Source organism: Bradyrhizobium sp. th-b2 (genome assembly GCF_000426785.1).
Classification (GTDB): Bacteria; Pseudomonadota; Alphaproteobacteria; order Rhizobiales; family Xanthobacteraceae; genus Bradyrhizobium; species Bradyrhizobium septentrionale.
Genome location: NZ_AUGA01000014.1, coordinates 128774 through 142760 on the forward strand (window position 1 = coordinate 128774; position 13987 = coordinate 142760).

The 13987-nt window shown below is 67.2% G+C and carries 14 protein-coding genes and 1 riboswitch; of the genes, 2 read left to right on the forward strand and 12 right to left on the reverse strand.

Features of this window, described 5'->3' with window-relative positions:
• Genes cobA through K359_RS0118450 form a run of 5 tightly spaced genes read right to left on the reverse strand, consistent with a single transcriptional unit; the run spans position 1 to position 4361 of the window.
• A complete protein-coding gene (gene cobA, locus K359_RS0118430; RefSeq protein ID WP_029080675.1) occupies positions 1 to 729 on the reverse strand; it encodes a uroporphyrinogen-III C-methyltransferase in 729 nt (242 codons plus the stop codon).
• Positions 726 to 2036 carry a cobyrinate a,c-diamide synthase gene (locus K359_RS0118435; RefSeq protein WP_029080676.1) on the reverse strand — a complete coding sequence of 437 codons (1311 nt, stop codon included), beginning with the start codon at positions 2034 to 2036 and terminating at the stop codon, positions 726 to 728. Before K359_RS0118435 ends, cobA begins: the two co-directional genes overlap by 4 nt.
• The gene (gene cobM, locus K359_RS0118440) at positions 2033 to 2818 is read right to left on the reverse strand and encodes a precorrin-4 C(11)-methyltransferase (RefSeq protein ID WP_029080677.1); all 786 of its coding nucleotides are present in this window, start codon (positions 2816 to 2818) and stop codon (positions 2033 to 2035) included. The genes K359_RS0118435 and cobM overlap by 4 nt, the downstream gene beginning before the upstream one ends.
• Positions 2815 to 3183 carry a cobalamin biosynthesis protein gene (locus K359_RS0118445; protein ID WP_029080678.1) on the reverse strand — a complete coding sequence of 123 codons (369 nt, stop codon included), beginning with the start codon at positions 3181 to 3183 and terminating at the stop codon, positions 2815 to 2817. Before K359_RS0118445 ends, cobM begins: the two co-directional genes overlap by 4 nt.
• Positions 3180 to 4361: a bifunctional cobalt-precorrin-7 (C(5))-methyltransferase/cobalt-precorrin-6B (C(15))-methyltransferase gene (locus K359_RS0118450; protein WP_029080679.1), complete on the reverse strand. Its 1182-nt coding sequence runs from the start codon at positions 4359 to 4361 to the stop codon at positions 3180 to 3182. Before K359_RS0118450 ends, K359_RS0118445 begins: the two co-directional genes overlap by 4 nt.
• Between K359_RS0118450 and K359_RS0118455 the strand changes: the two genes are divergently transcribed.
• Positions 4360 to 5109 (forward strand): cobalt-precorrin-6A reductase, encoded by a 750-nt coding sequence (locus tag K359_RS0118455; protein WP_029080680.1) that lies wholly within the window; start codon positions 4360 to 4362, stop codon positions 5107 to 5109. The two genes, K359_RS0118450 and K359_RS0118455, sit on opposite strands and share 2 nt — an antisense overlap.
• Here K359_RS0118455 and cobJ read toward each other — a convergent pair.
• The 7 genes from cobJ to K359_RS0118490 are packed head-to-tail and all read right to left on the reverse strand — an operon-like array spanning position 5085 to position 12990.
• On the reverse strand, positions 5085 to 5819 hold the full coding sequence (gene cobJ, locus K359_RS0118460; RefSeq protein WP_029080681.1) for a precorrin-3B C(17)-methyltransferase: 735 nt from the start codon (positions 5817 to 5819) through the stop codon (positions 5085 to 5087). The genes K359_RS0118455 and cobJ overlap by 25 nt on opposite strands.
• Positions 5816 to 6547 (reverse strand): precorrin-2 C(20)-methyltransferase, encoded by a 732-nt coding sequence (locus K359_RS0118465; RefSeq protein ID WP_029080682.1) that lies wholly within the window; start codon positions 6545 to 6547, stop codon positions 5816 to 5818. Before K359_RS0118465 ends, cobJ begins: the two co-directional genes overlap by 4 nt.
• Positions 6548 to 7177 carry a precorrin-8X methylmutase gene (locus K359_RS0118470; protein WP_029080683.1) on the reverse strand — a complete coding sequence of 210 codons (630 nt, stop codon included), beginning with the start codon at positions 7175 to 7177 and terminating at the stop codon, positions 6548 to 6550.
• On the reverse strand, positions 7177 to 8340 hold the full coding sequence (gene cobG, locus K359_RS0118475) for a precorrin-3B synthase (RefSeq protein WP_029080684.1): 1164 nt from the start codon (positions 8338 to 8340) through the stop codon (positions 7177 to 7179). Before cobG ends, K359_RS0118470 begins: the two co-directional genes overlap by 1 nt.
• Positions 8337 to 11585, reverse strand: a complete 3249-nt coding sequence (gene cobN, locus K359_RS0118480) for a cobaltochelatase subunit CobN (RefSeq protein WP_029080685.1) — start codon at positions 11583 to 11585, stop codon at positions 8337 to 8339. Before cobN ends, cobG begins: the two co-directional genes overlap by 4 nt.
• Positions 11585 to 12619 (reverse strand): cobalamin biosynthesis protein CobW, encoded by a 1035-nt coding sequence (gene cobW, locus K359_RS0118485; RefSeq protein ID WP_029080686.1) that lies wholly within the window; start codon positions 12617 to 12619, stop codon positions 11585 to 11587. Before cobW ends, cobN begins: the two co-directional genes overlap by 1 nt.
• Complete coding sequence (locus K359_RS0118490; protein ID WP_029080687.1) at positions 12616 to 12990, reverse strand: DUF1636 domain-containing protein; 375 nt, start codon at positions 12988 to 12990, stop codon at positions 12616 to 12618. The genes cobW and K359_RS0118490 overlap by 4 nt, the downstream gene beginning before the upstream one ends.
• 93 nt (positions 12991 to 13083) lie before the next feature.
• Positions 13084 to 13295, reverse strand: a riboswitch (cobalamin riboswitch).
• A 36-nt stretch (positions 13296 to 13331) separates the two neighbouring features.
• Between K359_RS0118490 and cobO the strand changes: the two genes are divergently transcribed.
• Positions 13332 to 13985, forward strand: coding sequence for a cob(I)yrinic acid a,c-diamide adenosyltransferase (gene cobO, locus K359_RS0118495; protein ID WP_029080688.1), 654 nt, complete (start codon positions 13332 to 13334; stop codon positions 13983 to 13985).
• The last annotated feature ends 2 nt before the right edge of the window (positions 13986 to 13987 follow it).

Sequence of the window (13987 nt, forward strand, 5' to 3'; positions counted from 1 at the left end):
TCACCCTTGGTTCGGCGCCAGGGCACCGAACAGAATAATCGCGGCCGCCGTTGCGGCACCCGCATGCGCGAGCTGTTCGGCAAGGTCCTCGATCGTGGTGCGAACAATCCGCTCATCGGCATGGCCGAGCGATTCCGCCAGCAACGCCGGCGTCTCGGGCGCAAGTCCCTGCGCGATCAGCCTTGCCGCCAGCGCGGGGAAAGTCCGCCGCCCCATGTAGACGACGGTGGTCGCTTCCGGATCGGCCAGCGCCGCCCAATTCAGGTCCGCCGGCAATTCACCGGTGACGTCGGCGCCGGTCACGAACTGCACCCGGCGCGATGTCAGCCGTCGGGTCAGCGGAATGCCGGCCTGTGCGGCGGCGACCGAGGCCGAGGTCACGCCGGGAACGATCTCGTAGCCGATGCCGGCCGCGCGCAGCGCCTCGATCTCCTCCTCGAGCCGTCCGAAGATGCCGGCGTCGCCCGATTTCAGGCGAACCACGCGCACGCCGGTCGCGGCATAATCGACCAGCAGCCGGCTGACATGATGCTGCCTGGCCGACAGCCGGCCGGCGCGCTTGCCGACGGCGACAAGATTGGCACCGGTGCGCGCGAGATCAAGGATCGCGCCCGAGGCAAGGTCATCGTAGAGCACCACGTCGGCCTCGCGCAGCCGCGCCGCCCCTTTCACTGTCAGGAGCTCGGGATCACCGGGGCCGGCCGAGACGAAGGAGACGAATCCGCTCACCGGTCCTCCGCAATCAGATGGAAGAAGGTCCCCGTTGCACGGCCGCGCCGCGATCCGGTTTCGGCCACGATCGCGCCGGTCGCATCGCGCACCACCGCGAGCGGCGTATCCGGCTGCGCGATGATCGTCGAGTAGTGAAACTCGTGGCCGCGCAGGCGTGCGCCCGGCTCGTGCCCGGGCATCGGTGCAACGAGCTCGGCAAGCCGGTAGCCCAGATGCATGCGGCGTTTGGCATAGCTCGTCTCGAGGCCGAGCAAGCCCGCCATCTCGTGGCGCACATCGTCGGCGTCGGTCAGCGCGCTGCCCAGCACCATGTAGCCCCCGCATTCGCCATGCACCGGCCTCGTCTCGGCGAAGCTACGCAACTGCCCGAGAAATCGCCGGTTGGCGGCGAGCCGGCCGGCATGCAGTTCAGGATAGCCACCGGGCAGCCAGCACACGTCGGCGTCGGCGTCGGGGCCTTCGTCGGCGAGCGGCGAGAACGTCGCGATTTCTGCGCCCGCCGCGCGCCACGCTTCGAGCATGTGCGGATAGACGAAGGAGAATGCGGCGTCGCGGGCGAGCGCGATGCGCTGGCCGGGCGGCGTGACGGCGAAGCGGCGCGTCGACGATTGCACCGGCGAGACGCGGGCCGATCGCAGCGCGGCGTCGAGGTCGACATGCTCGGCGACGAAGCGCGCGGCTTCCTCGATCAGGCCGTCGATCTCGGCCTGCTCTTCGGCCTGCACCAGGCCAAGATGCCGCTTCGGCAAGGCGATCTCGGCATGGCGAGGCAGCGCACCCAACACAGCAATGCCCGCGCCTGCCATGGCGCCGCGCACCAGATCCTCATGCCGCTTGCTTGCAACGCGGTTGAGAACGACGCCGGCCAACCGCACGCCGGCGCGGAAATCGCGCAATCCTGCCGCGATCGCCGCCGCGGTTTGTGCCTGGCCGGAAGGATCGATCACCAGCAACACCGGCCACCCCATCATCTCGGCGATATCAGCGGTGGCGCCGGTGCCGGACACGCCGCGTGCGGCGACGCCGTCAAACAGCCCCATCGAGCCCTCGGCCAGCACGAGGTCGGCGTCCGCGCCGCGGCCAGCCAGATGCGCAATCGCGTCGCGCTCCATCGCCCAGCTATCGAGATTGACCGACGCGCGTCCGGTAGCGACCGCATGAAAGGCGGGGTCGATGTAGTCAGGCCCGCTCTTCAGGCATTGCACCTTCAGCCCACGATTGCGATAGGCGCGGGCCAGCGCCAAGGTCAGCGTCGTCTTGCCGACGCCGGATGCCGGCGCAGAGATCACAAGCCCCGCGCTCATCGCGATGGTTCCGGAAAGCGTGGCTCGGCTCCCACCGGCCGGTAGCGGCGGTCGTAGTCGGCCGCATAGAGGCGGCTTTCGGCGAATTCATCCGCGCCCAGCGTCTTGCCGACCAGGATCAGCGCGGAGCGTTCGAGCTCGGGGCCAACGGCGGCGTCGAGGGTCGAAAGCGTGGCGCGCACGATGCGCTGGTCCGGCCAGCTCGCACGCCAGACGATCGCCACCGGGCAGTCGGCTCCGTAATGCGGCGTGAGCTCAGCAACGACCTTGTCGAGCAGATGGATCGAGAGATGGATCGCGAGCACCGCGCCGGTCGCGGCAAAGGCCACGAGCGTTTCACCATCTGGCATCACGCTCGCCCTGCCCGGCGTGCGCGTCAGCACCACCGATTGCGCAAGGCCCGGCAGCGTCAGCTCGGACTCCAGTGCCGCCGCGGCTGCCGAAAAAGCCGGCACGCCGGGTGTCACCGAATAGGGAATCTGCAACGCGCGCAGCCGGCGCAACTGTTCGCCCATCGCCGACCAGATCGAGAGATCGCCCGAATGCAGCCGCGCGACGTCCTTGCCCTCCGCATGCGCGCAGGCGATCTCGGCGACGATTTCGTCGAGCGACAGCGGCGCCGTGTTGACGATACGCGCATCTTTTGGGCAATGCGCCAGGACACCTTCCGGCACGAGCGATCCGGCATAAAGACAGACCGGGCAGGAGGCGATGAGATCGCGCCCGCGCAAGGTCAGGAGATCGGCAGCGCCTGGCCCTGCGCCGATGAAATGCACCGTCATTCGCCGTCTCCTTCCGCGATCGCCGCAGTGGCCATCCGATCCTGTGACGTCGCCCTGACCGAAATCAGCCGCGCACCGCGTCCTGCCGCAGCGATTGCCACGGCTTCGGCAACCGAGCCCGTTTCGAACCTCGCCTTGATGAACTCGGATTGCGTTACGGTCCTTGTCCCAGCCAATAACTCGGCGGGAATGCCCCGGATCGGCAAATCCAACTCCCGCGCCAGCACTTTCAACGCCACCGCATCGGCCTTGTTACTCACCGTTGCAACCGCCGCAAGGCCATCGGAACCGCCGGCCGCGTCAAGCGCGTCGCGCAAGGATGCGACACTGGCATCGCGCCTGAATCCGAGACCTGCGACCTTCATCGGATAGCGCTCCATTGCACGATCGGCCGCGTAGCCTTCCAGGAGCGATACCGCCCCAACGGCTCGGCATGGGCGATCTCGACGCGCATGAGGTCACCGCCATGGCGCTGATGCAGATCGGCAAGCAGCGCGTCGGTTTCCAGGGTCACAGCATGCGCAACCAGTCGCGTTCCCGGCGCGATGCGCGACCAGATCGCGTCGAACATATCAGCATCGAGGCCGCCACCGATGAACACGGCATCGGGCGCCTCGAGGTCCGACAGGATGCCCGGCGCCTCGCCCTCGATGACGGTGATCCGGTGCGTCAGGCCGAAGCTCGCCGCGTTGCTGCGGATGTTCGTGGCGCGCTCGCCGCGGGCCTCGACGGCGACCGCCGTCCCGCCGCACAGCGCCCATTCGATCGAGATCGAGCCTGAGCCGGCACCGATGTCCCACAACCTCTCGCCAGGCCGCGGCGAAAGCGCCGACAGCGCAAGCGCGCGGATCGGCTGTTTTGTCAATTGCCCATCATGCACAAAGAGTGCGTCGGGAAGACCCGAACTGCGTGCGATCCCTTGCGTTCCCCTCGCCTCCAGCGCAACCGCGACCAGGCTGTCGCCTGCATCGCCCGCATAACCATCCGCGCGATGCTGCGTGATGGATTCACGCGGTCCGCCAAGCGCGGAAAGCGTCCACATCGATGACGGCCCCCAGCCGCGGCCCGTGAGCCATTGCGCGAGATCGGAAGCCGCCTTGCCGTCGCGCACCAGGCAGATGATCCGTGCATCACGCGCGAGATACGGCAACAGGCGCTCGAACGGTGCCGCATGAAGGCCAAGACAGATGACGGTCTCTAAGCGCCAGCCCAAGCGTGCCGCCGCAAGCAAGAATGTCGATGGTCCGGAGTATGCGACCCACTCACCCGGCTGCAGCTTCTCTGCGAGGCCTCCGCCGACGCCATGCCAGAACGGATCGCCCGAGGCGAGCACCGCCGTCGGACGACCACGGCATTCAAGCACAATGTCCGCATCGAACGGCACCGGCCAGGCACGGCCGCGGTCGGTGATGCCGGCCAGCGCGAGGTGCCGTTCGCCGCCGAACACCGTCTCGACTTCGCGAAGCGCCTTTCGGCTTGCGTCGGAGAGGCCGGCAAGGCCATCTTCGCCGATGCCGATGATGGTCAACCAGGGATTATTCATGATGCGCGCCCTGATCCTGGGCGGAACCGCCGACGCCAATCTGCTCGCCGCTGCAATCGCGCGCGCGGGGATCGACGCGGTCTATTCCTATGGCGGCCGCACCCGTGCGCCGGCCGACCAGCCGCTGCCGACCCGGATCGGCGGCTTCGGCGGCGCCAGTGGTCTTGCCGACTATCTTCGTCGTGAAGGCATCACGCATGTCATCGACGCGACGCATCCCTTCGCAGCCGAGATGAGCCGCAACGCGATCGCCGCCTGCGCACAAACCGCAACGCCGTTGATCGCGCTTGAACGCGCGCCATGGGACAAGGAAGCCGGCGACCGCTGGATCGAGGTCGCGGACGTCGTCTCCGCAGTCGCGACACTGCCGGACAGGCGCGCGCGCGTATTCCTCGCGATCGGCCGCCAGCACATCGCGCCCTTCGGCAACCGACCGCAACACGCCTATACGTTGCGATTTGTCGACCCGCCCGAGGGAACGCTGCCATTGCCCGATGCCGACGTCATCGTCTCGCGCGGACCGTTTACGCTCGACGGCGAGCTTGAGATGATGCGCGGGCGTCGCATTAACTGGATCGTCGCCCGCAACTCGGGCGGCACCGGCGCGCGCGCCAAGATCGACGCCGCCCGTGCTCTTGGCCTTCCCGTCATCATGATCATCCGGCCACCGCTGCCCGACAGGCCGCTTGTGGAAAGCGCCGAAGATGTGATGCAATGGCTCGGTCATCGGACCTGCCTCGGCGCGTAGACCCAGCGCCCGACCCGCCGCGTCGCCGAATTGCCGACGATCACGAGCGTCCGCATGTCGGCCATTTCCGGCTTCGCGTCGCGCAGCTCGACCATCTCGATCCGCTGCTCGGGCGTGCTGACGGCCCGGGCAAAGATCACGATGCGGTCGCCGCAACCTGCTTCGCGCAAGACCTCAAGCGCGCGACCAAAACCTTCCGGCCGGCTGGCCGAGCGGGGATTGTACATCGCGATGGCAAAATCGGCTTCGGCCGCGAGCCGCAGGCGCTTCTCGATCAGCGGCCATGGCTTGAGATTGTGGGAGAGGTTGATCGCGCAAAAATCATGACCGAGCGGCGCGCCGGCACTCGCTGCCGCCGCCAGCATAGCGGTGACGCCAGGCAGCACGCGAATGGAGAGGTCGCGCCATTGCGGCGCATCCTCCAGCGCCTCGAACACGGCGGATGCCATCGCGAAGACGCCGGGATCGCCTGAGGACACCACAACGACATGGCGCCCCTCGGATGCAAGCCGCAACGCGTCGGCGGCGCGCTGCAACTCGACGCGATTGTCCGAGGGATGCAGCGTGAGCCCGGCGCGCGGCGGCACGCGCGTCACATAGGGCGCATAGCCGACGATGTCGGTCGCAGCCGCAAGTGCAGCTGTGACTTCTGGGGTTATCAGCGCTTCGTCGCCCGGTCCCAGTCCCGCGATGGTCAGCGTGCCCTTCATTCGGCCGCCTCCCTGCGCCGCCCCTGCCCGTGCACCAGCACGATCGCAAAATACGGACAGTCGGCCTCGCCGATCTCCGCAAGCCGGACGACACGCTGATCCGGCATGGTGCCGCGTTCGACCAGCCACGCATCGTCGAGACGCCCGGCCGAGGCGAGCGCGCGGCGGATCTTCTTCAGATTGCGACCGGTCTTCATGACGACGAGCGCGTCGGAACTCCGCATCCTCTGCTCGAGCTCCGCCTCCGGCAACGTGCCCATCAGCACGGTGGTCACATCATCACCCAGCGCGATCGGCTGGCCGACCGAATTCCAGCAGCCCGCCATGCCGGGAATGCCGGCGATCACCTCGATCTCGACGCGCCCCTGCAGGCGCGAATGCAGATGCATGAACGAGCCGTAGAAATAGGGATCGCCCTCGCAGAGCACGACGACGTCGATTGCGCGCGCAAGCCGCGCCAGGCGCTCGGCCCATTCGTCATAGAAGCTCCCGAGCAGCTGCGCATAGTCCGGACTGTCGAAGGCGATCTCCGTGGTGACGGGATATTCCATCGGATATTCGCTGACGTCGGCGGCGAGCAGCCCCTCGACGATGCGGCGGGCCTGGCCCAGCTGGCCCCTCTTGCGGAAATAGGCGACGTGCTTCGCGGCCCGTACGGTGCGATCAGCGCGTACGCTCATCAGGTCCGGATCGCCTGGGCCGAGCCCGCAGCAGATGATGCGTCCCATCTATTCGCTCCGGCTCGCCAGCGCATTGACCGCGGCGACGGTGATCGCCGAACCACCGAGCCGTCCCTCGACCGTCAGCGCCGGCGCGGGCGGCGCGGCCATCAATGCCGCCTTGGACTCCGCAGCGCCGACAAAGCCCACCGGACAGCCGATGATCGCCGCCGGCCGCGGGCAATCGGGGTCCTCCAGCATGTTGAGGAGATGGAACAGCGCGGTCGGCGCATTGCCGATCGCGACGATTGCGCCGGCCAGATGCGGCCGCCACAGTTCGAGCGCGGCGGCGGAGCGCGTGTTGTGCATCGACTGGGCGAGTTCGGGAACCTTGACATCACCGAGCGTGCAGATGACGGCGTTGCCGGCCGGCAGTCGCGCGCGCGTAATCCCCTCCGACACCATGCGCGCGTCGCACAGGATCGGCGCGCCGTTCTGCAGGGCGGCACGCGCGCTCGCGGCCATACCGGGCGTGAAGCGGACATGCGCTTCCAGCCCCACCATGCCCGCGGCATGGATCATGCGCACCACCACCGGCTCTTCATCCGACGTGAAGCGGCCAAGGTCGGCCTCGGAGCGGATGGCGGCAAAGGACTGGCGATAGATCGCCGCGCCGTCGGTCTCATAGATGTGCGGCATCAGCGGCCTCCCAGCAGCACGGAGGGATTTGCGATGATGCCGGCGCTGGTCAACCCACGCATGACCGGCGCATCCCGTGTCGTCCCACGACGGATGAGATCGAAGCCTTGGTTCGTAGCCACGAGGGTGACATCCGCAGAGCCGGAATGCGCACATCCCTTGGCGCAACCGGAGACGTGAAGGCGGGCATCCGCCGGGATATGCCGCACAAGCGCCGATGCCAACACGCGGGTATCGGCATGCGCCTCACCACAGCGCGGTGCACCGCTGCAGGCGATCGCGCGGAGCGCCGGATCGTCGGCCTCGGTGACGAGGTCGGCTCCACCAAGCATCTCGCGCATCCCCTCCACCAGCAGCATCCGCCACGGCGTCACGCGGAGAGCCTGTGCATTCCCGGCAAGATGCCGGAGCGTCTGGTGCGGCATGAGCCCGAACGCGACGCCGACCATCGCGCCGGACGGATAGAGTCCGGGAACGGGGTCTGCCGATCGAGCCACCGGCTCCACATCACCGCGAAGGGATCCAGGCAGGCGCGCGCCGCCGGCGAGATGAGCCGCCATCCGTCGCCTCCCTCCCTTGGCTCCGCCGGAGGCGATGAACCATTCGGCCAGCGCCAGCGCGACCGGTACGGCCTCGCTCCGCGTGACGGAAAGCCCGAGCTCGGCGCCATCGGCGCGCAGCAGCAGTCCGCCGTTGCGATCGCGCTCGATCCTGATATCCGCAGACGCGCCAGCCAGCACCCGCTCGCTGCCGTCATCGATTGCGAAACCGAACTTGGTTGGAAGATCGAGCGACACGCCGGCAAGCGCCCGCTCCAACTCGGCCACGAGCACGCGCGTATCGTCGCCGGCGGTCCAGAATGGCGTCACCAGAATGTTGCGCTGCGCCTCGGTGTCCGCATCCGTGTCCAGCAGTTCGAGCTCGGCAAGCCCATCGATCAAAGACGGGAAACCTTCATCGCTGACACCGCGGATCTGAAGATTGGCGCGGCTGGTCAGATCGATCAGGCCATTGCCGTGCCGCGCAGCCAGATCAGCGATTCCCGCCGCCTGCGCCGCGTCGAGCCGTCCGCCGCGCGGACGAATGCGCACCACGAGGCCGTCGCCTGATAGCATCGGTCGCAGTGCGCCGGGACACCAGCCCTTGATCGCAACAGCGCTCATGAGGCCTCCTGCAATGCAGCCGCAATCGAATTGCGCCGCGTCTGCCACAGCGACGCCTCGTGCAACCGGGTGAAGCAGGTTTCGATCGCAGCCAAGGCAGCCGGATTCTCGCGCGCCATGAAGCCGCGAACGTCGTCATTGCCGAGCGTCGCGTCGTAATAGAGGTCGAACAAATGCGGCGGCACCGCGCCCGCAAGATGGGCAAACGCCGCCATATGCTCCAGCGTCGCTGATATCTCGGCGGCACCTCGGAAGCCATGGCGCATCATGCCGGCGATCCAGGCGGGATTGGCGGCGCGCGCACGCACCACCCGTGAGATCTCCTCGGTCAACGAGCGCGCATGCGGTTGATCCGGCCGCGTCGCGTCGAGATGATAGAGCGCCGGGACTTCTGCGCCAATGCGCCGGGCCGCCGCCGCGATGCCGGCCTCATGCGCGGCATAGTCCGCCGCCAGCAGCAGGTCGGTCTCGGGCAAGTCCTGGGTATGGACAAAACTGTCGGCGGCCGCGAGCCGAGCCTCGATGCCGGCGCGATCGGGCCGCATCTCGCCATCGGATGCAAACGCCCAGGACGACGCCGACAGCCAAGCTTCGCCAGCCGCATCGCGCGCCGCCTCGGTGAAGACATCCGGTATCGCGGCGATGCCCGCCCCATAGTGCCCTGGGCGGGGCCCGAACACGCGCGACGCGCGCTGCCGATAGGGATTTTCATCCCCCTCATCGCTGCGTTCAGACAACGCCTCCGTCGCCGCCTCGAACAACTGGGCAAGGGCCGAGAAGACGTCGCGGAACAGCCCCGACACGCGCAGCGTGACGTCGATGCGGGGACGACCGAGCTCCGCCGGCGCGATGATGTCGTAGCCGGCCACACGGCCCGATCCGTGATCCCAACGCGGCGCGATGCCGGCAAGATGCAGCGCCATCGCAAAATCCTCACCGGCGGTGCGCATCGTCGACGAGCCCCAGAGGTCGACGACGAGCCCCTTCGGCCAGTCACCGTGGTCCTGCAGGTGGCGGCGCAGCAGCTCTTCGGCGAGTTTCACGCCCTGCGCATGCGCCGACGGCGTCGGCACCGCGCGGGGATCGACGGCAAACAGATTGCGTCCGGTCGGCAGCACGTCGCGGCGCCCGCGATAGGGCGACCCCGACGGTCCCGGCGCGACGCGCCGGCCGGAGAGCGCATCGCGTAACGCCGCTCTCTCCTCCGCACCGCAGGCGCCCTGCCCGAACACGTGCAGGCCATCGCCGAACTGACTTTCCTTGAGATCGCAGACAAAGCGGTCGATCTGCGGAATCGCCTCGGCAGCGGAGACCGACGCAGCGAGACCGAGATCGTCCTCCAGCCCGGCCAGCCGCGCTTCCTCGCGGATATCGGCAATCAGGCGCTGCCGCCGTGCCGGATCGAGACCGTCAGCGGTCGAATATTCATCGAGCAGGCGCTCGAGCCTGCGCAAGCCTTCCGGCACCGCCGCCTGCGCCAGCGGCGGCGGCAGGTGGCCGATCGTCACGGCGCCGATCCGGCGCTTGGCCTGCGCCGCCTCGCCGGGATCGTTGACGATGAAGGGGTAGATGACGGGCAGATCGCCGATCAGCGCTTCCGGCCAGCACGCGGACGACAGCGCAACCGACTTGCCGGGCAGCCATTCCAGCGTGCCATGCGCGCCCATGTGCACGACGGCATCGATGCGTTGCTGCCTGAGCCACAGATGGAACGCGACATAGGCATGGCGCGGCGTGCGCGACAGATCGTGATAGTCGGCATCGCGATGAGAGACATCGCCGCGCTCCGGCTGAACGGCGATGACGGACTTGCCGCACTGGATTGCCGCGAATTGAAATTCGCCATCACGACAATCGGGATCGTCCTCCGGCGCGCCCCATGCACGCGCGAGGTCGTCCTGAAGCTGTGGCGGAAGGCCGGAGATGGCCGCGCGATACTCGGCCACCTCCCATGTCAGTTTCCGGTGCAAGAGCGCATCGCCCAGCGACGCCACCGGCTCGAGATCAAAGCCCGCGGCCGCGAGATCGGCCCGCAATACCTCGACCGAGGCAAGCGCATCGAGGCCGACAGCATGCGCGATCTGGTGCGGACGGCCCGGATAGTTCGACAGCACGAGTGCAAGTTGCTTCTTCCGCGCGGGCTTTTCCGCAAGATGGCGCCAGGCTGCCACGCGCACGGCAATTGCTGCGACGCGTCCGGCATCCGGCCGATGCGCGAGATGTGCGAACTGCAGATCGGGATCGCGCTCGCTCGCCGACTTGAAGCTGACCACGCCAGCAAACAGGCGGCCGTCAACCTCCGGCAACACCACATGCATCGCGAGATCGCCGGGCGACAGACCGCGCAGCGACTCGGCCCAATCCTCGCGCCGCGCCGTGGACAGAGCGACCTGGAACACCGGACACGATGCGGCATCGAACGGCGTGGTGCCGTCATCGCCGGCCGCGGAAAAGGCGGTCGCATTGACGATGGCGGCGGGTGCGCATTGCGCGAATTGAGTACGCAGCCAATCGGCCACGCCCGCCGCCTTCAACGAGGCGACGAAGACGCCGTAGGCGTCAAAGCCCTTCTCGCGTAGCGCCTCAATCAACGCATCGACCGGTGCCGTGTCGCCCGCCGCGAGATAGGAGCGATAGAAAGTCACCAGTGCCCGCGGCCGGCGATCCGATGCCGGCAGCGCCGCGACAACACCGCGCCGCGGGTCGTAGAGACCGATCTCGGGAAGATCGATCTCGCCGACCACAGGCCCGGCATACAGCCCTGACGCCAGCGCCAATTGTGCGATCACGGCCTGCGCGGCGACAGGCCCGCCCTTGTCGCACAGCACCTTCAGACGACGCAGCGTCGAGACCGGCAAGGTCGAAAATTCATCCAGCCGCAGATCGTCGCGGCCATCGGCTGGCAACACCACCAAAGCGATGTCGCGCTCCTTCGCCAGACGATGCACCGCGGCCAGCCCGTATGACCAATAGGGTTCGCCGCCGATCAGCCGCACCAGGATGCCGCGCGCGCGCGACAGTGTGCGCTCGATATAGGTATCGACCGAGAGCGGATGGCGCAGCTCCGCGAGATTGGCGAGCCGCAGCGACGGCAGCGCGGCGCGGCCCCGCCGCCAGCCGGCCGCGAAGGCGGCGAGATCGCTGTCGGAAAACGACAACACCACGAGATCGGCCGGATCCTGGCCGAGGTCCCTTGGCGTCGCGGTCTCCTCAAGGCCGCGGCTCTCGCGGAAGACGACGTGCATCAGACACCTAGTCGCGCCCTGATCGCAGCTTCATCGATATCGCCGTGTTCGCCGATCACGACCAGCTTCGACTGCCGCGGCCGCGTGCCCCAAGGCATGTCGAACTGATGCCGTACCCGTTCGCCGACGGACTGCACTAGCAACCGCATCGGCTTGCCTTCGACCGCGATGTAGCCCTTGGCGCGCAGCACGTTCTGCTCGCGCGCCAGCCCCTTGATCGAAGCCACCAGTGCCTCGACATCCGAAACCTCGGGAAGATCGATCACTACGGAGTTGAAATCATTGTGCTCGTGTTCGGCTTCGCCATCATGGTGAGACGGCCGCGATGCGAGATCATCCTCTGCGGCGGCCTCGAGTCCCAGGATGACCCGCGCGTCGACGACGCCGTCGACGATCGGCAATATCGGCACCTCGCGCGGCATTTCGGCCGCAATCACCGCTTTGGCCGCCTTGATCCCCTCGGCTCCGGCGAGATCGGCCTTGGTCAGCAGCACGATATCGGCACAGGCGATCTGGTCCTCGAACACTTCGGACAGCGGCGTCTCGTGGTCGAGATTGTCGTCGGCCGCACGCTGTGCATCGACTGCGGCCGGATCCGGCGCAAAGCGGCCGGCAGCAACGGCCTCCGCATCGGCCAGCGCGATCACGCCGTCGACCGTGATCCGCGAGCGGATTTCCGGCCAGTCGAACGCCTTCAGCAGCGGCTTCGGCAAAGCGAGGCCGGACGTCTCGATCACGATGTGATCAGGTCTCACCCGGCGCGCGAGCAACTGCTCCATGGCCGGGATGAAATCGTCGGCGACGGTGCAGCAGATGCAGCCATTGGCGAGCTCGACGATGTTCTCGGCCGGACAATTGGCGTCGGCGCACGACTTCAGGATCTCGCCGTCGACGCCTTCGCTGCCGAATTCGTTGACCAGCACCGCGAGCTTCTTGCCGTTGGCGTTGCGGATCAGATGCTGGATCAGCGTTGTCTTGCCGGACCCGAGAAAACCGGTCACGACGGTGACCGGAACCTTGGCGAGCGTAGTCATTCTGCGGCCTCCGGCACGACGGCAAGGGGTGGGATTCGAGCGAGCGATTGCTTGCGAAAGATTTCCGGACGGCTGCGCCACGGCACGATGCCGTCAGGCGCCGCGGCATAGGCGGTGGCGCCCGCGATCACATCCCTGGCATTGTCAGCGGACAGGCGGCCGTAGACGTAGGACCACCGCCCCGGCGCACTGAGCGCGACCGAGCAACCCTGGCTGCACGCCGACAGGCATTCGACGGGAACAAGATTGACGTCATCGGGCACGCCGGCCTCAACAAGCGCGGCATACAGGCGCGCACCGGGCGCGAGCTCACCTTCCGCCAGCGTCTGGCCGGCGCGGCAGGTGATGCAGACATGAAGTGTAACGCTCATCGCCCATCCTGGATTAACAGCGGGAGGCGAAGAGGCACACGAACCGTTGTGAATGGGTTCGTTTCCCCGTCGCGGAACACCCCGTCCGCCGGTCTCACAACACGTTGCGTTGGCAGGTCTCCCGGCTTGCGGAGCAGGATTTCTCCCTCGATGCCCACCTTCCCGATTCTCGACAAGGAATCAGTGGCTTTGGGCATCTCTCCGGTCACGGTCGCGGGGGCGGCTGCTTTTCAGGCCCACCTTGAGCCCTATCGCATTCCCTCTTCGCCTGTCGTAGGACAGGAACCAACGCGGGCCCACCATTCGTCCGTGGCTCGAACTTGTCAAGCCGAAGGAACGTCATGATTTCTGAAGAAAACGGCGCCGAAGACGAGGTCGTCAGCAGCGAGGTTTCGCTGGATGCGCGCCACGCGACCAAGATGGCGAAAAAAAAGGTCGCCCGCGACAAGATCATGGCGACCAAGAGCGGCGAAAAGGGTCTGATCATCGTTCATACCGGCGCCGGCAAGGGAAAGTCCTCCTCCGCCTTCGGCATGATCGTGCGCTGCGTGGCGCATGGCTTCCCATGCGCCGTGGTGCAGTTCATCAAGGGCGCCTGGGATACCGGCGAGCGCCGCCTGCTCACCGGGCATTTCGGAGAGCTCTGTCAATTCCACGCGATGGGCGAAGGTTTTACCTGGGAGACCCAGGATCGCGCGCGCGACATCGCGGCGGCGCAGGCCGGCTGGGAGAAGGCCAAGCAGCTGATCGCAGACCCGAGCTTGCGCATGGTCGTGCTCGACGAGATCAACATCGCGCTGCGCTACGATTATCTCGCCATTGCCGATGTCGTCGACTTCCTGACCACGTCGAAGCCGCCGATGACGCATGTCGTGCTCACCGGACGCAATGCCAAGGATGAATTGATCGAGATCGCCGATCTCGTCACCGAGATGACGCTGGTGAAGCATCCGTTCCGCTCCGGCATCAAGGCCCAACCGGGCGTCGAGTTCTGACT

Bases quoted from the DNA above. Each gene is read 5' to 3' on its own strand.
- K359_RS0118435 (WP_029080676.1), bottom strand. From the start codon at position 2,036: ATGAGCGCGGGGCTTGTGATCTCTGCGCCGGCATCCGGCGTCGGCAAG.
- cobM (WP_029080677.1), bottom strand. From the start codon at position 2,818: ATGACGGTGCATTTCATCGGCGCAGGGCCAGGCGCTGCCGATCTCCTG.
- K359_RS0118445 (WP_029080678.1), bottom strand. From the start codon at position 3,183: ATGAAGGTCGCAGGTCTCGGATTCAGGCGCGATGCCAGTGTCGCATCC.
- K359_RS0118455 (WP_029080680.1), top strand. From the start codon at position 4,360: ATGATGCGCGCCCTGATCCTGGGCGGAACCGCCGACGCCAATCTGCTC.
- K359_RS0118450 (WP_029080679.1), bottom strand. From the start codon at position 4,361: ATGAATAATCCCTGGTTGACCATCATCGGCATCGGCGAAGATGGCCTT.
- cobJ (WP_029080681.1), bottom strand. From the start codon at position 5,819: ATGAAGGGCACGCTGACCATCGCGGGACTGGGACCGGGCGACGAAGCG.
- K359_RS0118465 (WP_029080682.1), bottom strand. From the start codon at position 6,547: ATGGGACGCATCATCTGCTGCGGGCTCGGCCCAGGCGATCCGGACCTG.
- K359_RS0118470 (WP_029080683.1), bottom strand. From the start codon at position 7,177: ATGCCGCACATCTATGAGACCGACGGCGCGGCGATCTATCGCCAGTCC.
- cobG (WP_029080684.1), bottom strand. From the start codon at position 8,340: ATGAGCGCTGTTGCGATCAAGGGCTGGTGTCCCGGCGCACTGCGACCG.
- cobN (WP_029080685.1), bottom strand. From the start codon at position 11,585: ATGCACGTCGTCTTCCGCGAGAGCCGCGGCCTTGAGGAGACCGCGACG.
- cobW (WP_029080686.1), bottom strand. From the start codon at position 12,619: ATGACTACGCTCGCCAAGGTTCCGGTCACCGTCGTGACCGGTTTTCTC.
- K359_RS0118490 (WP_029080687.1), bottom strand. From the start codon at position 12,990: ATGAGCGTTACACTTCATGTCTGCATCACCTGCCGCGCCGGCCAGACG.
- cobO (WP_029080688.1), top strand. From the start codon at position 13,332: ATGATTTCTGAAGAAAACGGCGCCGAAGACGAGGTCGTCAGCAGCGAG.